The organism is Zunongwangia sp. SCSIO 43204 (assembly GCF_019904275.1).
GTDB classification, from domain to species: Bacteria; Bacteroidota; Bacteroidia; order Flavobacteriales; family Flavobacteriaceae; genus Zunongwangia; species Zunongwangia mangrovi.
This window is the reverse complement of the sequence record NZ_CP063204.1, coordinates 1684061-1707954: the sequence shown is the minus strand read 5'-3', so window position 1 is coordinate 1707954 and position 23894 is coordinate 1684061. Positions and strand designations below refer to the sequence as shown.

Sequence of the window (23894 nt, the reverse complement as noted above, 5' to 3'; positions counted from 1 at the left end):
ATGCTCTTTTGGCGATGCCAATAAAAAAGCCCCGAAAATGAATTCGGAGCTTTTAAGATTTGAGGTTTTTCGAAAATTACTCTTCAGTAACCTGATCTAATAAAACCTCTATACCTTTTTCTAATTGTTGGTCGCGACCTTCGCTAATTACACCCGGCATATTTTTAACGATGATATCTGGTTCGGTTTGGTTATTTTCCATCCATTCTCCAGCTTTATTTTTAGCACTCACCGGAACAACACCCCAACGTGTACCATCGGCAAGACCTTCCCAACCTGCAAAACTACAGGTTCCCGGTACCGGCATTCCAATCGTTGTTCCAATGTTTAGATCTGTATATCCACTTGCATAGCAATGCCCATCTGAATACATACTTTCGTTAAATAAGGAAAGCGTAGGCTTCGTCCATCGAGAAGTTGGCTCGCCTCCTACAACTTTAGCTTCAGTTTCGTATGTGATAAACGGAGTTCCTGTAAAGAAAGTAGCAAGATCTGCAACCAGGTCTCCACCGCCATTAAAACGCGTATCCACGATCACTCCTTCGGTTTCAAAATATTTTCCCATCATATCTTCGTAGATCGAACGATAAGGTTCGTCACTCATTCCTGGGATATGCACGTAGCCGAGTTTTCCGTTACTTTTTTCTTCAACTTCTTTTCTGTTGATTCTTACAAATCGGTTGTACAATAAACTACGCTCCTGTCCTAAAGAAATAGGCTTCATGGTAATTTGTTTTGGCGCTTTTGCTTCAGGATCTTTAATCTCTAACAATACGAATTTATTAGCTTTATGATTTAGATATTTTGCAATATCCTGATCACTTTCGATCGTTTGGCCATCGATCGCTGTAATTACCATTCCCGGTTCGATATCGTAAGCCGCTTTGTCTAATGGCCCACCTTTAATAACTTCAGTAATTTTAATTCCGTCGCCTTCAAAATCGTAATCCATAAAAATTCCTAAAGAAGCTGTTTCGTCACCATCGTCACTTCGATTACTATATCGTGCTCCCGAATGCGAAACATTAAGCTCTCCCAACATTTCAGAAAGCATTTCAGCAAACTCATACGAATTTCCAATATGCGGAAGATATTTTTTATACTGAACATATAAAGAATCCCAATTTTTACCGTGGAATGTTGGCTCGTAGAAAATATTCTTTGTTCTTATATAAACATGATCGAACATTTTTTCACGCTCGGCATCTTCATCGTAATACATATCTCCGGCGATCTTAATTCCTTCAGATTTACCTTTTTCTGCATCGATCTTAGAGATATTTCCGCCACTTAATAAATAAAGATTTTCCTGTTTTTTATCCCAAACTAAACTTCCGCCTCTGGAATTCAGTTTTACAGCCATTTTAGTTTCACCGGTTCTAAGATTGGTTTCCCAAAGATTGTTTCTGTCTTCAAAACTAGATAGATAATAGATCTTTTCTCCGTCTTTAGAAAGTACGGCATCGCTTAAACTACTGGAATGTGTGGTAAGACGTTTTTTACGTTCTTCCAAGCCATCCCAATCGAACTTAAGTTCTTTAACTTCTTCGTCTTTCTTATCCTTTTTGTCTTTTTTATCGTCTTTTTTGTCTTCGTCTTTATCAGCTTTCTGAGCTTCTTCAACAGCTTTCATTAGCTTATAATCTTCCTCAGACATATTGAATTTATCATAAGCATCTTGCGTAAAAAACATCGAATACACATCAGCTTCAGTTCTACCGCTGGTGGCGTAACTTTTTAGTCCGTTTCTATTACTAAACCAAAGCATTTGCTTCCCGTCGTTTACCCATTTTGGATTATAATCCTGGTAGCCACTTTCAGTTAAATTCTCACGCTTACTTCCATCTGCCGCGAGTAATAAAACTTCATTATTGCTCAATAATTTCCCCCAGCTCATTAACAGCCACTTGCTATCTGGGCTCCAGGTAAAATCTTTATCGCCATCACGCATGGTAAACAGATCATCTGGAGTTAAAAGATCAACCTCTTTTCCTGAAGAAAGATCCTTTACTCTTAAAGTTCTTCTTCCTGAAATATACGCCAGCTTTTTTCCATCTGGTGAATATTTTGGGATGTAACTATCGGTTTCAGCTTCGATAACCGGCTCTTCTTTAAGTAAGGTTGAAGCATAGAAAAATGGCTCCTCTTTTCTTACAATTTCGGTTTTATAGATACTCCATTTACCGTCGCGCTCGCTAGAATACACTACCGATTTTCCATCTGGTGTAAAGGATACAAAACGCTCCTGGTTTGGCGTGTTGGTGATTCTTTTAGTTAAAGACCCATCTACCGAAGTTACAAACACTTCCCCGCGAGCTACAAAAGCAATTTCTTTGCCGTTTGGAGAAACTTCCATTTCCTGAACGCCATCTCTAATATTTATATAATTATCGCTATTGTCTAGAGATTGCGTTCTAATAGTTACATTCACTTTTTTAGGCTCGCCATCTTCTTTCATGGTGTATAATTCGCCATCGTAACCAAAGGCCAAAGTCCCATTTCCGTAGCTTAAGAAACGTACCGGAAAACTTTCAAAATCGGTTAATTGCTTAGATTCTCCAGGATTCCCTAAAGCTAATTTGTGAATATTAAAGTTGCCACTTTCTTCACTTAAATAGAATAAATTTTCTTCAGAATCATCAAAAATCGGCTGGCGATCTTCTCCTTTAAATGAAGTTATCATCGTGTGCTTATCGCTTTCAACATCGTATTTCCAAAGATCACGAGTTACCGAAGATACATGATGTTTACGCCATTCGTTTTCTCCACCAACTTTATCGTGATACACCATTGTTTTTCCGTCTTTACTCACCTGAACATATTCTGCCGGAATCGTAAAAATCTGGTCTACACGTCCGCCTTTGGCAGGAACGCTATATAATTCTGGTTGATAGCTGGTAGGAAACTGGCGATGTTCTGCTAAATCCTGGCGAGCGGCACCAAAAATAACCGACTTACCATCTGCGGAAAAACTAAAAGGTTGCTCGTCGTTACTATGATACGTTAACCGAGTTGCCGGTCCGCCCAAAGCATCCATTACAAAAACATCAAAATTGCCGTAGCGATCTGAAGCAAATGCTAATTGCTTACCATCTTTGCTCCAAACCGGCATATAATCGTGTGCCTTATGGAATGTGATCTGTTTTGCATCGCCGCCACTCGCAGCAACCGTAAATAAATTGCCTTTGTAAGTAAAAGCAATCGTTTCCCCATCTGGAGAAATAGATTGATATCGAATCCATTTTGGAGTGACCTGAGCAAAACTTTGCCCAATTCCCAAAAGAATCGCGAAAAGTGAAAAGAGAATTTTCTTCATGTTATGGATTGTTATTTTTGAAGTGATATTGATCTTTCAAAGATGCCAAAAAAAGCCGAGCTACGAAATAGCATGCTCTGGCAGGATTTATTGCTTTCTTCTTGTTTTTAATAAAAGATTTATTTTTTGCTGAATTTCGATAAAATCGGCTCAAGATTTTTAAAAATTCGGTTTTCAGTTATTAATTCTGAAATTGTATCTAGAATGTTATGGGTGTTAAAGCCGACAAATATTTTTATTTTTGCGGCATGAAGAACAGAAAGATCAAAAACAGCGAGCTTAATCGTAAATCGGTTGAAGAATTTAAAGAAGCTAAAAAAACACCAATTATCGTTATTCTGGACAATATTAGAAGTCTGAATAACATTGGATCTGTGTTTAGAACTGCCGATGCGTTTTTGATCGAGAAAGTTTATTTATGCGGAATTACCGCCAAACCACCACACAAAGACATTCAAAAAACCGCACTTGGCGCTACCGAAACCGTAGTTTGGGAACATGTTGAAGACACACTGACTTTGGTTGAAAAACTGAAAGAAGACAACGTAAAAGTATTTTCTATAGAACAGGCTGAAGGTGCTGTAATGCTTAATGACTTTAAACCTGAAATTGGCGAAAAAATCGCTGTAATTTTTGGGAATGAAGTTAAAGGAGTGCAACAAAAAGTAGTTTCAGCAAGTGATGGTGTAATTGAAATCCCCCAGGCCGGAAGCAAACATTCTTTAAATATTTCAGTAAGTACAGGTGTAATTTTATGGGATCTATATTCAAAACTAAAAGCCGCGGATTATAGTGCTGCTGGCGGGCATGGACATTAATTTAGTTAGCTGTTTTATTTAGATCGCTTTGCTTATAGAAGTTAGATCTTAGAAAATAGAGATTCAAGAGTTGGGTGGAAAATTTTGAATTTTGAACGTGTTTTTTTGATATGAGTATTGCCTCATATTTTCCAGATAATTTTTTTCGTCATGCTGAACTTGATTCAGCATCTCATCTCGTTTAATGAGATTCCGTGTCAAGCACGGAAAGACAATAGTCCACCCCCTGTGAACTGTGAACTACTACTTTAACTCAATTTCCTTCAGTAGCTTTAAATAATCTGCTCTATTATTCACAAAATCCATTTCAGAAATATCAATGATCTGGACTTTCATGTTGGTTTGAGATTTTATAAAAGAGAGATAGCTTTTATTAATGTTCATCAAATATTCAGGTTGAATATTTTGCTCGTATTCCCGACCTCTTTTTTTGATATTCTGAAGTAATCTTTCGGTATTTTGATAGAGATAAATGTACAGGTCTGGTTTTACCAGTTCTTTGTACATTAAATGAAACAACTTTTGATACAGCGAATATTCGTCTTCTTCAAGCGTAATTTTAGCAAAGATTAACGATTTAAAAACATCATAATCTGAAATTACAAAGTCTTTAAACAAATCATATTGCGCTAAATCATCAGATAATTGCTGATAACGATCGGCCAAAAAAGACATTTCTAAAGAAAAAGCATAACGCTCCTGGTCTTCGTAGAATTTGGGTAAAAAAGGATTGTCTTTAAAACGTTCTAAAATAAGCTTCGCGTTAAAATCTTGAGAAACCATGGTGGAGAAACTGGTTTTCCCGGCTCCAATATTTCCTTCTACCGCGATATAATTACACGAGCTAAATTTATTTGTGATCTTTGGTACTTTTAGCTTTGTATCGATTTTCGATAATTCAGCATCATCTTTTACTTCAAGTAATAATTGCTGAATTTTCTTTTTCAGTACGGGATGAATTTCGTTCGAAGCAATATCATTTAACGGCTGCAATACGAAACGCCGATGCTGAATTTGTGGATGAGGCAGCGTTAAAATTTCAGTTTCGCATACTTCATCTTCAAACAATAAAACATCAAGATCTAATGTTCGATTTTGGTAATTTTTAGCTTCCGTTCTTTTTCTTCCAAAATGAGCTTCGATCGCTAATAACTTCCGTAGCACATCTTCCGCAGTAAAACGGGTAGAAACAGCAATACAGGCATTAAGAAAAGCATTTCCTGTAAAACCCCAGGCCGGTGTTTCATAAACCGAAGAAATTTGTTCGATCTCACCAATCTCTTCAAAGATCTTGTTAACGGCATTTTGTAAAATCTCAAAACGCTCTCCTTCATTGCTTCCCAGCGCTATATGTACTATCTTAGGGGATTTCAAACTGTAATTAAGAAAAGTTTAATAAGGAATCTGCTATAATTTCACAGCAAATTAAGCAAAACAAATGCACATACCCTTAATTTTGTGGGGAAGTATTTTAAAAAAATAATTTGGCAAAACTCTACTTAAAAGATAAACTCACGGCGTATAGATTTTACCTGATTCTGGCCGCTTTGTTCATTGCATCACTGGTAGTTTCAAATTTGATATTTCAGAAGTTTTTTAGCTGGGATTTTTTCGGCATTTATACTTTCGAGATTTCAGTGGGTATTTTGCCATATCCTGTTACGTTTTTAATTACCGATATTATTAGTGAGGTGTATGGGAAAAAGAAAGCCAACCAGATAGTGACCGCCGGGATCTTTGCCTCGCTCTTTTCTTTATTGATCGTTTATACCGCAGATGCTGTACCGGCTACAGATTGGTCGCCAATTGGGGACGAGCTTTTTAAAACCGTTTTTGGCGCAACCGCTATTGCTGTAATTGCTTCGATGCTGGCTTATTTACTGGCGCAATACATCGATATCCAGCTTTTTCATTTTTGGAAAAAACTCACCAAAGGAAAACATCTTTGGATTAGAAATAACTTTTCGACCTTTCTATCCCAGTTTGTAGATACGTTTTCTGTACTGTTTTTGCTGTGTAGTTTTAATAAAATTGAATGGGATCGTTTTGGAGCACTTTTGTTAAGCGGATTTTTATTTAAAGTGATTGTTGCGATTTGCGACACTCCTTTTTTATATGCGGCGGTATATGCAATGAGAAAGCGCTTTAAACTGGCCGAAGGCGAAGAAATTGTCTTAGAAGAAGACTAATTCGGGAATCATATCCTGAAAAATTACTACTACTTAACCTTAGTTACGATGAAAAAAGTATTTAAAATTATAGGGATCACACTGCTTGTAATTATAGTTTTACTAATTGCAGCGCCGTTTTTATTTTCGTCTCAAATAGAGAATTTCGTTAAAAAGACGATTAATAATAATGTAAATGCTAAAGTTGAATTTGCTGAACTCGACTTAAGTTTATTTAGAAGTTTCCCAGATGCAACGGTGGTATTAAACGACGTGAGCGTAATAAACAATGCTCCATTTGAAGGTGATACACTTGCCGATGTTGAAGAAGTTACCCTGCAAATGAGCATCAAAGAACTTTTTAAAGGTAGCGACGAGGCAAAACGTATTGATGAATTCAATGTTAATAATGCTTATATCAATATTTTGGTGGATTCTTTGGGAAGAGCTAATTACGATATTGCAAAAGTAGATTCGACTTCGACCACAACAACTCCTGCAGATACTACAGGAGGTTTCAGTTTAGATCTTCAGCATTACGAGATCAATAATTCACGATTAAATTATATCGATAAAGGCGCCAAAATGGCCTTAAGACTGGAAGAGTTAAATCACCAGGGAACCGGAGATTTTTCTTTAGATCAAACCGAATTAGATACCGATACTGAAGCGATCGTTTCTTTTGAATTTGATAGCATAAATTATTTAAGTCGAAATAGAGTTGATCTTGATGCCGTAATCCAAATGGATCTGGAAAACATGAAATATACGTTCCTTGAAAACGAAGCGCATATCAATCAATTACCCTTAACTTTTGACGGATTTGTTCAGGTTGATGGGGACGACACTAATATTGATTTAACGTTTAAAACACCATCATCTGACTTTAAGAACTTTCTGGCTGTGATTCCTGAAGTTTACGCCAAGAATATCGAAAATGTAGAAACCAAAGGTGATTTTGTGGTCGATGGAATGATAAAAGGAACGGCGAACGAAACTTATATTCCGAAATTAGATATTAAAGTAACTTCAAATAACGCTTCTTTCAAATATCCAGATTTACCAAAAAGTGTTGAAGATATTAATCTTGATTTGCGCGTTTTAAATGAAACAGGAATTGTAGAAGATACTTACCTAACTTTTAATAATGTAAAATTTAGGATCGATCAGGATCGTTTTGCAGCTAACGGAAGTGTGAAAAACTTGATGGGCAACATGCTTGTTGATCTTGATTTAGATGGAACGCTAAATTTAGCGAATCTCGATAAAGCTTATCCTTTGGATATGGATCTAGATCTAAACGGAATTTTAACCGTGGATGCTTCTACAAGTTTTGATATGAACAGCATCGAAAAAGAGCAATATCAAAACGTAAAGAGTAGTGGTACGGCAGCAATCAAAAATTTCAGTTATAAATCACCTGAAATTCCGAATGAAATAAAAATTTCCAGCGCTAGAGTGAATTTGACTCAGGGTAATGTTTCTGTTCCTGAACTGAATTTAACTACCGGAAAAACCGATTTGCAGGCAACAGGTTTTATTCAGAATTTAATGGGCTTCCTGTTTACCGATCAGGAATTAAAAGGTGACTTCAATGTAAAATCCAACACCTTTGCGGTAAACGATTTTATGGTGGCTCAAACTGAAGAAAAGCCGGTGGCAACTTCCGAAGAAAATACGTCTGAAACACCTAAAACCGAAAAAGTAATAACGGGAGAAGAAGCAATAAAAATTCCGTCTTTCCTTGACGTTGCACTTACTTTCAACGCGAATAACATTCTATACGATAATCTGAAACTTACGAACGCAAAAGGGAAACTGATTATTCGTGATGAAACCGCAACATTGCAAAATATAACTTCAGACATATTCAACGGAAATATTGCCGTTAATGGTAATGTTTCTACAAAAACGGAAACGCCGACTTTCGATATGTCGTTAGATCTAAATGCGATTAGTATTGCTGAATCTTTTAACGGATTAGAATTAATGCAGGGACTGGCGCCAATCGCCAACGCACTGCAGGGTAAAATCCAGACAAACTTAAATTTAAAAGGAAACCTTAATAATGATCTTACGCCAATTCTAACCAGTTTAGCCGGTGATGCTCTGGCACAAATCTTAACGGCTGATGTTAATCCAGAGAAAATGCCATTATTGTCGAAATTGGACAGTCAGCTTAGTTTTATCGATCTAGATAACTTAGATCTAAACAATCTTAAAACGAAACTGTCTTTTGATAATGGAGCGGTAAATATTCAGCCATTCGATTTCAAAATTAAGGATGTTTTAGTGCAAATTTCTGGAAGCCATGGTTTTGATATGAATATGAATTATAAGCTAAATCTGGATGTTCCGGCGAAATATTTAGGAAATCAGGTAGGAAACACCTTAAGTCAGCTTAGCGGATCAACTCTACAAAACACCAAAGTTGAAATTCCTGTTGGTTTGAGTGGAACTTTTCGAAGTCCGCAAATTAACCTGAATATGCAGCAGGCGATTAATAATTTAACCTCAAAGATTGTTGAAGAGCAAAAAAATAACCTAAAAGACAAAGGTAAAAACGCTTTAAACGATCTTATCAATAAACAACTGGGCAAAAACGACCAAAATCAGCAAACAGCTACAGATAGTACAGCGACTACAAAGCCGCAAACAAAAGTTGATTCAACAAAAACTCAGGAGAAAAAAATAGAAGATGCCGCAAAATCTATTTTAGGTGGACTGCTGAATAGAAATAAAAAGAAGAAAGACACTGCGCAGTAAAAAGATAAAGTTGGCAGTGGGCAGTCTCGGTTCGCAGGTTTGCAAAAATCAATTAGCATAAAAGCTTTTTGCTGTTAGCTTTCGGACTTAAAAATAAGTGCTAAAATTATAGAATATTGATTTGTATTTGATCACGTTAAATAAGAATATCTTGAATAAACCTCACAGGTTTCTAAAACCTGTGAGGTTTTCTTTATTTGAAATTTATCTCTTATTGATAATTATGGTATTGAAGAAAAAACACCTATTGCTCGATCTGTTTTATCACTTTACAAGGATTTCCGGCAGCAAAAACATCTTCTGGGATGTCTTTAGTCACTACACTTCCCGCACCAATAACTGCACGATTTCCAATTTTAACTCCGGGGCAAATCGTCACATTCCCACCAACCCAAACGTCTTCACCAATTTCTATAGCTTTAGAAAATTCGAGCATCGAGGCACGCTCTTTTGCGTTTAATGGATGCGAAGCCGTGTAGATTTGCACATTGGGACCAAACATACTTCTGGAGCCAATTTTCACTTCCATTCCGTCTAAAATAACACAATTAAAATTGAAATAAACTCCGTTTCCGGTTTTAATATTATAGCCGTAATCGCAGTAAAATGGCGGTTGAATAAACAATCCTTTTCCACCCTTAGGAATTAATTCCCTAAGGATAGATTTTAGTTGTTCAGATTCAGCTTCTGGGCAGGAATTATACTTTTTCATCAACTCGCGAGCTTTCAGTCGCTCGTTAGTCAGTTCTTGGTCTCCGGCGAAATACAGTTCACCGGCAAGCATTTTTTCCTTTTCAGATTTCATGATTTAAGCATTAACTTACCTGTATTTCTACCACAAAACCTTCGTGAGCTCTTACGTTAAAAACGGTTCCGTCCTCAAACAAAAGATATTGTCCTTTTATGCCTTTTAATTTCCCTTGGTAAAAAGGCGATTTTGTAAGATTTAAGGTCTTTATTTTCTTCGGAAATTGTTTTACCGGAAACTTAATTTCTGTCTCTTTTTGATCGGCTAAAAAGTAAGCTTTGGCTTCTTCAGGAATAAAATCTTTCAGTTTTTCGCGTTCTTCTTCAAGATTTAAATCCAAAATATCGTTGGTAAGCATCTTGCGCCAATTAGTTTTATCTGAAACATGATCCTTTAGCGCAACTTCAGTAATTCCGGCTAAATAACGATTAGGCAATTCAGCAATTTCGATCGCCTCGTGCGCACCCTGGTCGATCCATCTTGTAGGCACCTGTGTTTTACGGGTTACCCCAACCTTTACATTGCTGGAATTTGCTAAATACACGATATGAGGTTGCAGCTGCACGCTTTTCTCGAATTCGAGATCACGATCTTCCTGGTCTAAATGTGCTTTACTTAGTTCTGGCTTCATAATCCAGTCTCCTGCTTGCGGGATCGAGCTAAAGCAATCATAACAAAATCCCTGGCGAAAAATTTTCTTTTGCTGCCCACAATTCAAACACTGAAAACGTAAAAAATTAAGACTAATATTTTTATCTAAAAGCTGATTGAGATTTAAAAAATCATTCTCAAAATCAAGGTAATATTCAACCTCGTCTAAAAGTTCCGTTTTCATTTTGGTAAGCACACCCTCGTATCTCATAGCTTTTTCATATATTTTTAACTGATGCGTTTTTGCAGGCTTCAAAGAATCGATTATTTTTAACCAACCAACCAAAAAGCTCTGCCAAGAGCTGATAAATATATAATAAATAAATGCCAATTCCATTAGTAAATTCCATTGCTTCCTGGTTCCTAAAGAAGCGTATCCATCAAATGGAATTATTTATAAAATATCCAAACGAGGTACAGGAAGAACTACTAAAAGAGCTTATTAATAAAGCTCGAAATACTGAAATTGGCAGAAAATTCAACTTTTCTGAAATTAAGAATTACAGTGATTTTGCTAGTCGGGTTCCGCTTCATTGTTACGAAAATTATTACGAAGCCATCGAGAGAAGTCGGCAGGGAGAAACCAATATTTTTTGGCCTACACCTATAAAATGGTTTGCAAAATCCAGCGGAACTACCAATGCTAAAAGTAAGTTTATCCCGGTTAGCGAAGATTCGCTGGAAGATTGCCATTATGCCGCTGGGAAAGACTTGCTTTGCATGTACTTAAATAACAATCCAGAGTCGCAGATGTTTACAGGAAAGAGTTTGCGACTTGGTGGAAGTAAAGAAATTTATCGCGAAAACGGAACTAGTTTTGGTGATCTCTCGGCCATCCTAATCGATAATATGCCTTTTTGGGCAGAATTTAGTAGTACGCCCAGTAACGAAGTTTCGCTAATGCACGATTGGGAAACTAAAATGGGCGCTATCGTACGGGAAACAGTTCAGGAAAATGTAACCAGTCTTGCCGGCGTGCCTTCCTGGATGCTTGTTTTGTTGAATAATGTTTTAGAACATACCGGTAAAGAAAGCATTTTTGAAGTTTGGAGAAATATTGAAGTTTATTTCCATGGTGGTGTAAGCTTCGATCCTTATGCGGCACAATATCAAAAGATCCTTCCTAACGAAGATTTTAGATATTACGAGATCTATAATGCTTCGGAAGGTTTTTTTGCCTGCCAGGATCAAAACGATAACAAGGAAATGTTATTGATGTTGGACTACGGAATTTTTTATGAGTTTATCCCAATGGATAACTACGGAAGTGAAGCCGAAAAAATTATTCCTTTATCTGAAGTCGAGATTGGTAAGAATTACGCCATCGTTATTACCACAAACGCCGGACTATGGCGCTACAAAGTGGGCGACACCGTAAGGTTTACCTCAACCAACCCATACCGAATTAAAGTTTCGGGCAGAACTAAACATCATATCAATGTTTTTGGTGAGGAATTAATTATTGAAAATGCTGAAACTGCGCTAAAAAAAGCCTCACTTACTAATAATTGTGAAATTGTAGACTATACGGCTGCTCCTGTTTTTATGGAAGGAAAAGAAAAAGGCGCGCACGAGTGGATCATTGAATTTAAACACCCACCAAAATCGATGGACGAGTTTAATGCAGATCTAGATTTAGCGCTACAGCAGGTAAACAGCGACTACGAAGCAAAGCGCTATTTGAATATGACGCTTAATGCGCCTAAAATTCATGTTGCACGAGAAAAATTATTTCACGACTGGTTAAAGAAAAACGGAAAACTCGGTGGCCAGCATAAGATCCCAAGACTATCGAATTCAAGGGATTATGTAGAGGAATTATTGGGGATGATGTAGAAGTTTTTAGTTAACGGTTTACGGTGTACAGTTATTAAGTTCAAGCTTTCAGCTTTCAGCAATTAGCAGTCAGCTAAAAGCTAATTTTAAACTGTTTTCATTCCTTGCTTGACTCGGAATCTCATCTTTCTATAAGCTCTTAAACTATCCAATCGACTCAAACTTATAAGTTAATTGAATGTCACTTCGAGTGGCAAATTTCAGAATGCAATGGAGAAATTTATTGTATCGAGAAATTCTTTTCAGTTAGTAGTAAGCAGTCGCAGTAGGCAGTTTTCTAAAGCAGTCAGCTTTTTAAAATAAGCTTTGAAATTATACAATCTTGATTATTATCTATCGCAAGTAAAGTACCTATACCCTTTGGCGGTGCCAATAAATAAACCTCACAGGTTTCTAAAACCTGTGAGGTTTGCTGTTTTAAAAACGAAAAGTCTCATTAAATTAATCCTCAAAAACGAAAAAACCGGCATTCTGAAACTCAAAAAGCCGGTTGGTTTTATATAAAATCGATATTAGTCAAAATCTTTGGTTACTTTTTCAACCGCTGCGATCGTTTTATCAAGATCTTCATAGCTCAACGCATCACTTATAAACCAGGTTTCAAAAGCACTTGGTGCGATATAAATTCCGTTTTCTAACATTCCGTGGAAAAACTTATTGAACTTACCGTTTTTAGCAGCCTCCGCAGAAGAAGCAAAATCGCTTACCGCATCTTCAGAAAAATGTACTGAAATCATCGAGCCCACACGATTTATCGTATGTTTTACGCCGTTTTCTTTCAATACTTTCTCCATTCCTTCATGAAGATATTCGGTTTTTTTATCGATACTTTTAAAAATTTCAGGATTCTCAGATAACTCGGTTAACATTGCTAATCCGGCAGCCATCGCCAACGGATTCCCACTTAAAGTTCCTGCTTGATAAACCGGCCCAACCGGTGCCAGATAATCCATAATTTCATTTCGGGCAGCGAAAGCACCAACAGGTAAACCTCCACCAATTACTTTCCCAAAACATACTATATCAGCATTGATTCCCAATCGTTCCTGTACACCTCCGGCAGCTAATCTAAAACCAGTCATTACCTCATCGAAAATCAGTAAAATTCCGGTTTCATTACATAGTTCTCTTAATCCTTCCAAAAATCCTTCAGCAGGTGGAATACATCCCATATTTCCCGGTACAGGCTCTACGATAATACAGGCAATTTCATCTTTATTTTGATCTACGATCTGCTTCACACCATCCAAATCATTATAAGCTGCAAGCAAGGTATCTTTTGCTGTTCCCTGGGTAACTCCCGGGCTGTTTGGGGTTCCAAAAGTCATCGCTCCACTACCCGCCTGAATTAAAAACGAATCGCTATGCCCGTGATAACAACCAGCAAACTTGATGATCTTTTCTTTCCCTGTAAATCCTCTGGCTAATCTTACCGCACTCATACAAGCCTCGGTACCCGAATTTACCATCCTGATCTTATCGATATTTGGCACCATTTTCACCGCTAATTCGGCGATTTTGGTTTCAATTTCTGTAGGCGTTCCAAAGGAAGTCCCTTTTTTGGCTCTTTCGATCACGGCATCTACCACAGGTTTATGCGCATGACCAAGAATCATTGGTCCCCAAGAATTAATATAATCGATCAGTTTATTTCCGTCTTCATCATAAATATAAGCACCTTCTGCTTTTTCTATAAAAACAGGATCTCCTCCTACAGCTTTAAAAGCTCTAACTGGCGAGTTTACTCCGCCCGGAATTACTTTTTTCGCTTCAGCAAACAAGGCACTACTTCTTTGATAAATCATATGTTGCAATTTTTATCTTCTTTCTTTTACTAATAAGGTTTGGCCAATGTCGATATTGGTTCCGCTTAGATTATTTAGTCGCTTAATTTCTTCTACCGTGGTGTTGTAGCGTTTGGAAATTGAATATAACGTATCTCCTTTTTTCACGATATAACTATCCCCTTTAGCTTCAAAAGTGGTCGTATAACTTGGGGAAGGACGCTCTAAAACATCGGCGTCATAGCGGTATAATTCGTAACGTTCTATAAGATCGATCAATTTTTGTGGATATCGGCGATCTGTTGCATAACCGGCCTGGCGCAATCCTTTTGCCCAGCCTTTATAATCATCTTCATCTAAATCGAAAAGCTCGGCATACCTGCGACGTTCAGCTAAAAATAAAGAGTGATCTCTAAAGGAATATTTTGGATGTTTATATTTTCTAAAACATTCCTGGTTACGATCGTCGTCATGATAGATCTTAGCGCCTTTCCAATCGTGACATTTAATCCCAAAATGATTATTGGCCTGCTGCGCTAATCTTCCTTTCCCAGAACCCGATTCTAAAATTCCCTGCGCCAAAGTAATACTGGCTGGAACTTTATACAATCGCATTTCCTGTTGCGCAATAGGCGCATAATCTGCAATATAATTTTCTACGGTAAAATCGTAGGTTCTTACCGGCATCGTTTCAGCATCAACCACTTCAGCCGGAGTTTCTGTATTTCTATTTCCCTGATTACGGTTATTAATTACCGCTTCATTTCTATCCTTTCGGTTTTTACGCGTAGTCACCTTTTTTTTACTTCCGCAGGAAGCCATAAAAAGTGCAAAAACCATCAAAATCAGACAAGGTTTTAACCTCATATTATTCAATTATTAAACTCATTTTCTTTTTCTCCAATCGGCGGTTCATCCCTGATATCCCCTGCAAACCGCCCGTATGGATCGCTAAAATACGGGAATTTTCAGGAACTTGATTTTTTTTGATCATTTCGAAAATGCCAAACATCATTTTGCCGGTGTAAACAGGATCTAGTTGAATGCCGAATTCGGTTTTAAATTCGTTTATAAAACTTACCAGCTCTTCATTTATTTTAGCATAACCACCAAAATGCTCATCGCTAACGAGTGTCCAGTTTTTTTTATTGCTGAAACGACCAATTTCGTCTTTTAGAAAATCACCTTTTAATGCTGAAAATACCAAAACCTTTTGATTTTCACCTGAAGTATTTATTAATCCTGAAGCCGTTCCGCCAGTACCCGCTGCTACACAAATAAGATCAAAATTCTTATCTTCTTCGCTTAACATCTCTTCGCAACCTTTTATAGCAAACTCGTTAGTTCCACCTTCTGGCACCAGATAAAAATCTGCGAATTCAGCATACAGAGATTCGATAAAATCTGGATCATTTTTTCTTCGGAAATCTTCTCGCGATACAAAATGAAAATCCATTCCGCATGATGAAGCAAATTTTAAAGTTGGATTCGATCTTAGTGTTTGCTGAAGATTTTTGGCAAGCTCTTCTCCTCTAATCACTCCGATTGTAGGAATGCCATACAACTTTCCGGCCGCAGCTGTGGCGGCAATATGATTAGAAAATGCACCACCAAAGGTCAAAATTAGTTGTTTTTGAAGCTTTTTTGCTTCTAGAACATTGTATTTAAGCTTTCTGAATTTATTTCCAGAAACTTCAGGATGCAGAAGATCTTCTCGTTTTAACCAGACTTCAATATTCTTCTCTTCAAACTTTTTAATAAAATCGTTCCTAGAAAAAACAGGTTCATTTTTATCGAATATCGACTCGATGTTTTCCGCAGCATTCATAATGCAAAGATGAGAAAGGCTAAAATCGCTGCAAAGAATTTAGCGATAATATTTTAGGAAAGAAAAAGCTTTTCTCGACCTTAAGTAGTCTTCATCTTTTTCTTGCGTGTATGCTTCAACCTCAAAACTGATGTTTCGATAAGCGGTCATTGCGTTTTTATATTTTATCCATCTAAAGATAAATTCCGCAGTATAAAAAATATAGAAGAAAATCACCAAAAGCTCTAACTGCTGACGCAGGTGAATTTTTTCATGATTCAGCAACATCTCATCCTGCTTATAATCTGCATTTTTCACAACAATTACAGGCCAGATGGTAACGGCAATAAAATTCTTGCCTAAAATATGTTTATACACCAAAATCATAATCTTCAATATAAGAATTGTAATTTTGTTTCTATGAGTTTTTCAAGAAAAAGAATACCGCTAGAAGAAGGCGATTATTATCTAACGCCAGAAGGTTATCGTTGTTTTACCGAGCAATATCATCTTAAGCGCGGCTATTGCTGTGAGAGTGGTTGCCGCCACTGCCCTTACGGCTACAATAAAAAGACCAATTCTCAATAATGAATAAAATAGTTAATTATTCGGTAGAACCATAGAAACAGCGTAGGTGAATTCGTTTAATTCGGCATGATATTTGAGATTATTAAACAGTCTAACAAGCGATTAGAATGCTTGTTTAGCATTTTATAAATAAAAAATATAACACCTATGAAAGTTCTAAAATTTACTCCTGTGTTGCTATTGCTGGCAATTTTTGCGACTTCGTGCAGCACCGTAAGAGTAGCTTCAGACTACGATCGCGAAGCAAACTTTAATTCGTACAGCTCTTTCGCATTTTTTAAACCGGGAATCGATAAAGCTGAAATTTCAGATCTTGATAAAAAACGGATTATGCGTGCGATTGAGGGAACAATGTCGCAAAAAGGATTTGATAAGTCTCAAAGCCCAGATCTATTAGTAAGCATATTTACCAAAACACACGAGAACATTAATATCTACCAAAATAATCCAGGTTGGGGTTATGGATGGGGTTGGTCTCCTTGGTATTGGAATACAGGATTCAACACAGTAAATAGAACTAGCGACGGTACTTTATATATTGATCTAATCGATGCAAAAACAAAAGAATTAGTATGGCAGGGAATGGGAACTGCTGCCCTTGCTGAAAAAGTTGATAAAAAACAGGAAAGAATCGACGAGATCGTTTCTAAAATTTTAGAAAAATACCCTCCGGGAACTGAAAAATAAGCTCAATGAATCTTTAATAATCCTGGATTAAAATTCCATTAAGCCTCTCAATCGAGAGGCTTTTTTATTAGCATATTTTCTACATCTGAATTATTTTTTTATAAATTTCGTATATTTATTACCTTAAAATGGGATAAATTTATGCTTAATTCAATTGAGTCTAACGAAATATTAAATCGCTTACCGGCACATCTTCAGCAGTATATCAAACCGCAAAACTATGAAGATTACACGCCTATCAACCAGGCGGTATGGCGCTATGTGATGCGTAAAAATGTTGAATACTTAAGCAAAGTTGCGCATAGATCTTATCTAGACGGCCTCAAACAAACCGGAATTTCTATAGATCATATCCCGAATATGTATGGCATGAACCGCATTTTAAAAGCTATTGGCTGGGCGGCTGTTGCGGTAGATGGTTTTATTCCCCCGGCTGCTTTCATGGAATTTCAGGCCTATAATGTTTTAGTGATCGCCAGCGATATTAGACAACTAGAAAATATCGAATACACTCCTGCTCCAGACATTATTCACGAAGGGGCCGGCCACGCCCCAATTATCGCAAATCCTGAATATGCTGAATATCTGCGACGTTTTGGAGAAATAGGCTGCAAAGCGATCTCAAGTTCTCATGATTATGAAGTGTATGAAGCCATTAGAAAACTTTCTATTTTAAAAGAAGCTGAAGGTACTCCGCCTGAAGAAATCACAAAAATTGAAAAACTTGTTGACGATCTTCAGCAAAAAGAAGTAACCCCAAGTGAGATGTCTTTAATTAGAAATCTACATTGGTGGACGGTAGAATATGGTTTAATTGGTACTCCTGAAGATCCCAAGATATATGGTGCCGGTTTGTTATCCTCGATTGGAGAGAGTAAATCCTGCTTAACCGATAAGGTAAAAAAGATACCTTACTCGATTGAAGCTATGCACCAGGAATTCGATATTACCAAACCGCAACCTCAGCTTTACGTAACACCAGATTTTGCACATTTAAGTTTGGTTTTAGAGGAATTCGCTAATAAAATGGCATTGCGTAAAGGCGGTTTAAGCGGAATCAAAAAGCTAATTGATTCCAAAGGCTTAGGTACGATCGAATTTAGTACCGGTTTACAGGTTTCTGGGAATTTTGAAAATGTAATCGAGTTTGAAGGAAAACCTATTTACATTCAAACAAAAGGAAAAACAGCATTGGCTTACCGGGAGAAAGAACTGGTTGGTCATGGTACAAAATCGCATGCCGAAGGTTTTGGATCTCCCATCGGAAAATTAAAAGGTATCAATTTAGCGATCGAAGATATGAGTCCGCGTGACTTAAAAGCCTACAATATTTACGAAGCCGAAAATGTTAGCTTAGAGTTTGAAGGTGGTATTACAGTAAACGGAGACATTATAACCGGAACGCGAAATCTTCAGGGAAAAATTACACTTATTAGTTTTAAGAACTGCAGCGTAAAATATTTTGACCAGGTTCTATTTAAACCCGAATGGGGACAATATGATATGGCTGTTGGTAAAGAAATAGTTTCGGCATTTGCCGGGCCGGCAGATCATCATTCGTTCGATTTAATTACCCATAAAACAAGCTCCACCACTATAAAGTCTCATAAAACTGCGAAGCGTACAGAACTTGAAGATCTATACGAAGCGGTTCGCAATTTTAGAGAAGGGCAAAACACAAAATACAGCCTTCAGGCAGTTTTTGATATTCTGAAAAAAGATCATCAGGAAGACTGGTTATTAACTACTGAGATTTATGAACTGGCTTTAGAACACGACCCGAAATTAGCCAAAATCAGCAAAGATTATTTAGAAAAACTTCAGCAGAAAAGATCGAATATCGCCCATCTTATTGAAGACGGAATTTCGATGGCAGAAACAAAACTGGTTAGCGAAGAATAAAAGATCTAAATAGTATTCTCACTATTTTGAAAGGAACATTTCAAAATTATCAAAAATGATCCTCGGTGAGAATTACAGCTTAATATCACTAAAATCGTTCTGAGAATTTACTGGCATGTCATTATATTCTAAGGTCCAGCCCATGCTATTGGTTAGAATGTAAATCTTAGAAAGTTCGCTAATCAGGCGATTTTGAGCGTTAGATTTTATCGTTGATGCTTCAACTTTTTTCCTGATCGAAGCTGAAACTTTCTTTTTGATGGTATTATAATCTGAAGCTTCAAACTGGTTTAAATAATCCTGCGTAACATCATAGTATTGAATATCTGGATAAATATTTAATTCTTCCTTTGGAATACTCTTTATGATCACGCGTTTATTTTCTTCATCAATTTCGGTTTCTAATTCACTAAGATCATAACTTACGGTCACTTTCGCATTAACCACGATCAATGCTTTTTTTCTTGCTGAAAAAACGTCGAGATAAAACTTTTTAGAATCTTTATACGACCAAACCTGAGAAAAATTACCTTCAGTAACGACTAATTTTCCCACATTTTTGATCTGCTCTTGGATAAGTTGCGAATTCTGCTCTAACTGTTCACGTTCTGTTTGGCGATTATCATAATATCGATAACCAAAAACAATTAGCAAAACAACTATAGCGCCTAAGAGGAACTTTTTCATTTTTTAGATATTAAAGATTCTAGTAATTATTGTCTTTTCTACAAAATTTCGGATCTGAAAATAGAGACATAAACATTAACTCAATGCGTCATGTTAGACAATAAAAATATTCATCCAATTTGGACAATTTCAGTAACTAAAGATAAGGATTTACAAATAGGAAAGTGTTATAAAAAACTTATGGACGGCCCCACCCGTCCATAAGATTAAAATTTCTAAAATCTACCCCAAACAAATTTTAGAAAAGAAAGTTTAATTAATCATTGTATTCTTAAGGCGAATACTTCAATCAATAAATTAGAATTAATTTACAATGTGAATTTACGATTATTTTACAATATTCAAAATAAATATTATACTTTTTTAATAGTACTCAACATTTCAGGCTTTTAAAATGACAAATTCAAAATTTAATTGAAGGATTTTTGCGCTGTATATTTTCCATTTTAAGGCTTAGTTTATCAAGAAATTCGCGGTGTTTCGGGCTATCTTCATTAAAAGGACGATGCTCTAAACCTTTTTGGATCGTACTTACTTCTTTCATGACAGAAAAAATTTCAGGATCGATCCAACTATCTTTAAATTTCTCCCAGATATAATCTATTGCCACTTCAGAAAGATGAATCATATCCTTTCCGTAAAATCGATAATCCCTAAGCTCGTCCATCACAATTTCGTAGCTTGGAAAATATGCGGTCATTTTATCGAATTTTGGCTTTATTTCTTTTCGATAGTCGTGTAAAGCACTAATGAGATTTGCTTTACTTAATTGATTTTCTACAAAACCGTCTTTTAAATGTCGCACCGGCGAAATGGTAAAGATGATCTTACTATTTTTATTCAGCTTCCAGATGATATTGTAGATTTCAGCTATACTTTTTTTTATTTCTTCCGAAGAAAAAATCTTTTTGGTAAAATTAGATTGCGCGACTTTATGGCAATTAGCTACTAAACGCTCATCCTGATTCAAAACATACCCCCAAGCCGTCCCAAAGGTGATAATTACATGAGAACTTTCCTGTAAGAAAGACCGAGTGGTTTCTAGCGAATTATTTAACCGATTAATCATCAAAGATCGATCTGGATGACTCATTTGAGAATGCACGTCGAAGCAGGAATAAAGATCATTAAGCTGAAAAATATCACGCTCTGAATACACGTAATTTTCATCGATTCTTCGGAATAAATTGCGCAAAGCGACAGGATGGAATATAATTCCGAAGGGATTTTGGAGCGCATTAAACTTAAAATACTGAAGTTTATCGCCTATATTTTCCACAAAACAAGAACCAAACAATGCAATATTAGCATTGTAGTCGATCTTTGAGGATTGATTTCTAACCGGGACAATTGTTCTGAAATCCATAGCATTAAAATAATAAAGGCGTATAGAAATCATTCTTCCATACGCCTATCCTTTTCATATAAGAAAGATACTAAATTTCTTAGAATCTTGTTATTCGATATATTTTTTAGCTTCAGCTAAAGCTTCTGAAATTCCAGCAGGATTTTTACCACCTGCTGTTGCGAAGAATGGCTGGCCACCGCCACCTCCCTGGATATATTTACCTAGTTCGCGAACAATTGTACCTGCATTTAGATCTTTAGTTCCTACCAAATCTTTAGAAATGTAGCAGGAAAGTAAAGCTTTGCCTTTTTGCTCTGTTCCAAAAAGAAGGAATAAATTATCGATCTCTCCACCTAATTGAAAAGCAAGATCTTTAATTCCGCCGGCATCAAGATCTACTTCTTTAGCTAAAAATTGAAATCCGTTAATTTCCTGAATCTCATTTTTGATCTCAGATTTCAGGTTTTTAGCTTTGTCTTTTAGTAAAACTTCTACCTGCTTTTTAAGCTCGGCATTCTCGTCCTGCAATCCAGAAATCGCTTTTACAGGATCTTTAGCATTTTTAAGTAAGCCCTGAACTTCCTCTAAAAGTTCTGTTTGCTTCGTAAAATATTCTTTTACCGCATCGCCGGTAATTGCTTCTATCCTACGAATTCCTGAAGCAACAGCACTTTCCCCGGTAATTTTAAAATACCAGATATCTGCCGTATTTTTTACATGCGTACCACCACAAAGCTCCATTGATTTTCCAAAACGAATGGCACGAACATTATCACCATATTTTTCACCAAACAAAGCAATTGCACCCTGATCTAAAGCTTCCTGGTGTGCTATATTTCTTTGCTCTTCTAATTCTAGACTTTCCTGAATTCTATCATTTACAAACTCTTCTACCTGTTCTATTTCTTCCGAAGAAAGCTTGCTAAAATGACTAAAATCAAATCGCATATAATTGGGCTGCACCATAGATCCTTTTTGCTCTACGTGAGTTCCAAGAATTTGGCGCAATGCCTGGTGCAATAAGTGTGTAGCCGTATGATTTGCCGCAGTTTTTGCTCTTGCTGAAGCATCTACAACAGCGGTACATTCTGCTGAAATATCCTGTGGTAATTTCTTCGCAAAATGAATGATCTGGTTGCTTTCTTTTTTAGTATCAATAATACTAATTTTCTCGTCTCCAGCTCTTAAATATCCTTTATCCCCAACCTGGCCACCACCTTCTGGATAAAAAGGAGTTTTGGTTAGCACGATCTGGTAAAGTGTTCCCTGTTTCTTGGTTTCAACTTTACGATATTTGGCGATTTTAACCTGAGTTTCTAATTGATCGTAACCTACAAAAGCATTTTCTTCAACATCAGTGATCTCTTCCCAATCTCCAGAGGTGACCTGCGTAGCCGCTCTAGAACGCTCTTTTTGCTTTTTAAGTTCTGCTTCAAATTCAGCAATATTAAGACTAAAGCCTTTTTCTTTTAAAATAAGTGCAGTAAGATCTATAGGAAATCCAAAGGTATCGTATAGCTCAAATGCTTTTACACCAGAGATCTCTTTATCTTTAGATTCGGTTACAATATTTTCCAACATTACCAATCCCTGCTCTAAAGTTCGAAGAAACGAAAGTTCTTCTTCCTTAATAACATTTTCGATAAGTTGCTGCTGCTTTACCAATTCTGGAAAAGCATCACCCATTTGCGTTTTTAGTCTTTCAACTAACTTATAAATAAAAGCTTCTTTAGTATCTAAAAAAGTAAACCCGTAACGAATTGCACGACGTAAGATTCTACGAATTACATAACCCGCACCACTATTACTTGGTAATTGCCCATCTGCAATACTAAAAGCAACTGCACGAACGTGATCTGCTATTACACGAATAGCAATGTTGGTTTCTTCAGATTTACCGTAAGTTGAATTTGTGATCTTTTCGATCTCGGCGATAAGCGGTGTAAACACGTCGGTATCGTAATTAGACTGCTTGCCCTGCATTACCATACACAAGCGCTCGAAGCCCATCCCGGTATCGATATGTTTTGCCGGAAGTTCTTCTAAAGAACCATCTGCTTTCCGGTTAAATTGCATAAAAACCAGGTTCCATATTTCAACCACCTGCGGGTGATCTGCATTCACTAGTTCTCTACCCGATTTTTTAGCTTTTTCTTCAGCTGAACGAATATCCACATGAATTTCTGAACATGGGCCACAAGGTCCCTGATCTCCCATTTCCCAAAAGTTATCCTTTTTGTTCCCGTAGATAATTCTTTGTTCAGGAACGATCTTTTTCCAAAGCTCTAAAGCTTCAGTATCTAAACCTACACCATCTTCCTCGCTTCCTTCAAAAACCGAAACATATAGACTCTCTTTATCGATCTTAAAAACTTCGGTTAATAATTCCCATGCCCAATTGATGGCTTCTTCTTTAAAATAGTCTCCAAAACTCCAGTTCCCCAACATCTCAAACATCGTATGATGGTATGTATCATGCCCAACTTCTTCAAGATCGTTATGCTTACCACTTACTCGAAGACATTTTTGCGAATCTGTTACCCGGGTATTTTTTGGCACAGAATTCCCAAGAAAAAACTCTTTAAACTGCACCATCCCGGCATTGGTAAACATCAGGCTTGGATCGTCCTTAAGAACCATTGGTGCTGAAGGTACAATGCTATGTGATTTGGCTTTAAAAAATTCTAAAAAACTTTTACGAATTTCCTGAGATTTCATGTACTATATTTTCTTGTAAATATTATTAAATTATGCAGGCTATAAAACAATTGCTATCTTTGTTCGTTAC

The 23894-nt window shown here is 36.7% G+C and carries 18 protein-coding genes; 7 read left to right on the top strand and 11 right to left on the bottom strand.

The features are described 5' to 3' along the window. Positions 1-76 precede the first annotated feature (76 nt). Positions 77-3316 carry a S41 family peptidase gene (locus INR75_RS07550; protein WP_223091429.1) on the bottom strand — a complete coding sequence of 1080 codons (3240 nt, stop codon included), beginning with the start codon at positions 3314-3316 and terminating at the stop codon, positions 77-79. Positions 3317-3564: 248 nt separating this feature from the next. On the opposite strand from INR75_RS07550, the gene INR75_RS07545 reads away from it, so the two are divergent. Further along, positions 3565-4134: an RNA methyltransferase gene (locus INR75_RS07545; RefSeq protein ID WP_223091428.1), complete on the top strand. Its 570-nt coding sequence runs from the start codon at positions 3565-3567 to the stop codon at positions 4132-4134. Positions 4135-4377: 243 nt separating this feature from the next. On the opposite strand, the gene folK is transcribed toward INR75_RS07545, so the two are convergent. Further along, the gene (folK, locus tag INR75_RS07540; protein WP_223091427.1) at positions 4378-5508 is read right to left on the bottom strand and encodes a 2-amino-4-hydroxy-6-hydroxymethyldihydropteridine diphosphokinase; all 1131 of its coding nucleotides are present in this window, start codon (positions 5506-5508) and stop codon (positions 4378-4380) included. Positions 5509-5618: 110 nt separating this feature from the next. On the opposite strand from folK, the gene INR75_RS07535 reads away from it, so the two are divergent. Together INR75_RS07535 and INR75_RS07530 are read left to right on the top strand one after the other, a co-directional pair. Then, positions 5619-6323 carry a queuosine precursor transporter gene (locus INR75_RS07535; protein WP_223091426.1) on the top strand — a complete coding sequence of 235 codons (705 nt, stop codon included), beginning with the start codon at positions 5619-5621 and terminating at the stop codon, positions 6321-6323. Positions 6324-6371: 48 nt separating this feature from the next. Then, complete coding sequence (locus INR75_RS07530) at positions 6372-9068, top strand: AsmA family protein (RefSeq protein WP_223091425.1); 2697 nt, start codon at positions 6372-6374, stop codon at positions 9066-9068. A 244-nt stretch (positions 9069-9312) separates the two neighbouring features. On the opposite strand, the gene INR75_RS07525 is transcribed toward INR75_RS07530, so the two are convergent. Together INR75_RS07525 and INR75_RS07520 are read right to left on the bottom strand one after the other, a co-directional pair. Further along, entirely contained in the window at positions 9313-9873 is a 561-nt protein-coding gene (locus tag INR75_RS07525) for a sugar O-acetyltransferase (protein ID WP_223091424.1), read from the bottom strand. A 10-nt stretch (positions 9874-9883) separates the two neighbouring features. Further along, positions 9884-10678 (bottom strand): DUF2797 domain-containing protein, encoded by a 795-nt coding sequence (locus INR75_RS07520; protein ID WP_223091874.1) that lies wholly within the window; start codon positions 10676-10678, stop codon positions 9884-9886. Between the two features lie 113 nt (positions 10679-10791). Between INR75_RS07520 and INR75_RS07515 the strand changes: the two genes are divergently transcribed. Next, positions 10792-12303, top strand: coding sequence for a GH3 auxin-responsive promoter family protein (locus INR75_RS07515; RefSeq protein WP_223091423.1), 1512 nt, complete (start codon positions 10792-10794; stop codon positions 12301-12303). 512 nt (positions 12304-12815) lie between these two features. On the opposite strand, the gene hemL is transcribed toward INR75_RS07515, so the two are convergent. From hemL to INR75_RS07495, 4 genes are read right to left on the bottom strand one after another with little or no spacing between them, the layout of a single operon-like run. Next, positions 12816-14108 (bottom strand): glutamate-1-semialdehyde 2,1-aminomutase, encoded by a 1293-nt coding sequence (hemL, locus tag INR75_RS07510; protein WP_223091422.1) that lies wholly within the window; start codon positions 14106-14108, stop codon positions 12816-12818. 12 nt (positions 14109-14120) lie between these two features. After that, positions 14121-14954: a glucosaminidase domain-containing protein gene (locus INR75_RS07505; RefSeq protein ID WP_223091421.1), complete on the bottom strand. Its 834-nt coding sequence runs from the start codon at positions 14952-14954 to the stop codon at positions 14121-14123. A gap of 1 nt (position 14955) precedes the next feature. Further along, positions 14956-15915 carry a 1-aminocyclopropane-1-carboxylate deaminase/D-cysteine desulfhydrase gene (locus tag INR75_RS07500; protein WP_223091420.1) on the bottom strand — a complete coding sequence of 320 codons (960 nt, stop codon included), beginning with the start codon at positions 15913-15915 and terminating at the stop codon, positions 14956-14958. 39 nt (positions 15916-15954) lie between these two features. Then, positions 15955-16281 carry a hypothetical protein gene (locus tag INR75_RS07495; protein WP_223091873.1) on the bottom strand — a complete coding sequence of 109 codons (327 nt, stop codon included), beginning with the start codon at positions 16279-16281 and terminating at the stop codon, positions 15955-15957. A 33-nt stretch (positions 16282-16314) separates the two neighbouring features. On the opposite strand from INR75_RS07495, the gene INR75_RS07490 reads away from it, so the two are divergent. The 3 genes from INR75_RS07490 (at position 16315) to INR75_RS07480 (ending at position 19071) form a co-directional block, all read left to right on the top strand. Beyond that, positions 16315-16482 carry a DUF5522 domain-containing protein gene (locus INR75_RS07490; RefSeq protein WP_223091419.1) on the top strand — a complete coding sequence of 56 codons (168 nt, stop codon included), beginning with the start codon at positions 16315-16317 and terminating at the stop codon, positions 16480-16482. 147 nt (positions 16483-16629) lie between these two features. Then, the gene (locus INR75_RS07485) at positions 16630-17169 is read left to right on the top strand and encodes a DUF4136 domain-containing protein (RefSeq protein WP_223091418.1); all 540 of its coding nucleotides are present in this window, start codon (positions 16630-16632) and stop codon (positions 17167-17169) included. A gap of 141 nt (positions 17170-17310) precedes the next feature. Further along, positions 17311-19071 carry an aromatic amino acid hydroxylase gene (locus INR75_RS07480; protein WP_223091417.1) on the top strand — a complete coding sequence of 587 codons (1761 nt, stop codon included), beginning with the start codon at positions 17311-17313 and terminating at the stop codon, positions 19069-19071. A gap of 72 nt (positions 19072-19143) precedes the next feature. On the opposite strand, the gene INR75_RS07475 is transcribed toward INR75_RS07480, so the two are convergent. The 3 genes from INR75_RS07475 to alaS all read right to left on the bottom strand — a co-directional run bounded on the left by INR75_RS07475 (position 19144) and on the right by alaS (position 23824). Beyond that, positions 19144-19758, bottom strand: a complete 615-nt coding sequence (locus tag INR75_RS07475; protein ID WP_223091416.1) for a DUF4230 domain-containing protein — start codon at positions 19756-19758, stop codon at positions 19144-19146. Between the two features lie 403 nt (positions 19759-20161). After that, entirely contained in the window at positions 20162-21124 is a 963-nt protein-coding gene (locus tag INR75_RS07470; protein ID WP_223091415.1) for a GSCFA domain-containing protein, read from the bottom strand. A 90-nt stretch (positions 21125-21214) separates the two neighbouring features. After that, positions 21215-23824, bottom strand: coding sequence for an alanine--tRNA ligase (gene alaS, locus INR75_RS07465; protein ID WP_223091414.1), 2610 nt, complete (start codon positions 23822-23824; stop codon positions 21215-21217). Between the last annotated feature and the right edge of the window lie 70 nt (positions 23825-23894).

Excerpts from the sequence above, each read along its gene's own strand:
- INR75_RS07490 (WP_223091419.1), top strand. The coding sequence starts at position 16,315 with ATGAGTTTTTCAAGAAAAAGAATACCGCTAGAAGAAGGCGATTATTAT.
- INR75_RS07525 (WP_223091424.1), bottom strand. The coding sequence starts at position 9,873 with ATGAAATCTGAAAAGGAAAAAATGCTTGCCGGTGAACTGTATTTCGCC.
- INR75_RS07480 (WP_223091417.1), top strand. The coding sequence starts at position 17,311 with ATGCTTAATTCAATTGAGTCTAACGAAATATTAAATCGCTTACCGGCA.
- INR75_RS07515 (WP_223091423.1), top strand. The coding sequence starts at position 10,792 with ATGCCAATTCCATTAGTAAATTCCATTGCTTCCTGGTTCCTAAAGAAG.
- hemL (WP_223091422.1), bottom strand. The coding sequence starts at position 14,108 with ATGATTTATCAAAGAAGTAGTGCCTTGTTTGCTGAAGCGAAAAAAGTA.
- INR75_RS07470 (WP_223091415.1), bottom strand. The coding sequence starts at position 21,124 with ATGGATTTCAGAACAATTGTCCCGGTTAGAAATCAATCCTCAAAGATC.
- INR75_RS07520 (WP_223091874.1), bottom strand. The coding sequence starts at position 10,678 with ATGAGATACGAGGGTGTGCTTACCAAAATGAAAACGGAACTTTTAGAC.
- alaS (WP_223091414.1), bottom strand. The coding sequence starts at position 23,824 with ATGAAATCTCAGGAAATTCGTAAAAGTTTTTTAGAATTTTTTAAAGCC.
- INR75_RS07485 (WP_223091418.1), top strand. The coding sequence starts at position 16,630 with ATGAAAGTTCTAAAATTTACTCCTGTGTTGCTATTGCTGGCAATTTTT.
- INR75_RS07530 (WP_223091425.1), top strand. The coding sequence starts at position 6,372 with ATGAAAAAAGTATTTAAAATTATAGGGATCACACTGCTTGTAATTATA.
- INR75_RS07545 (WP_223091428.1), top strand. The coding sequence starts at position 3,565 with ATGAAGAACAGAAAGATCAAAAACAGCGAGCTTAATCGTAAATCGGTT.
- INR75_RS07500 (WP_223091420.1), bottom strand. The coding sequence starts at position 15,915 with ATGAATGCTGCGGAAAACATCGAGTCGATATTCGATAAAAATGAACCT.
- INR75_RS07550 (WP_223091429.1), bottom strand. The coding sequence starts at position 3,316 with ATGAAGAAAATTCTCTTTTCACTTTTCGCGATTCTTTTGGGAATTGGG.
- INR75_RS07505 (WP_223091421.1), bottom strand. The coding sequence starts at position 14,954 with ATGAGGTTAAAACCTTGTCTGATTTTGATGGTTTTTGCACTTTTTATG.
- INR75_RS07495 (WP_223091873.1), bottom strand. The coding sequence starts at position 16,281 with ATGATTTTGGTGTATAAACATATTTTAGGCAAGAATTTTATTGCCGTT.
- INR75_RS07475 (WP_223091416.1), bottom strand. The coding sequence starts at position 19,758 with ATGAAAAAGTTCCTCTTAGGCGCTATAGTTGTTTTGCTAATTGTTTTT.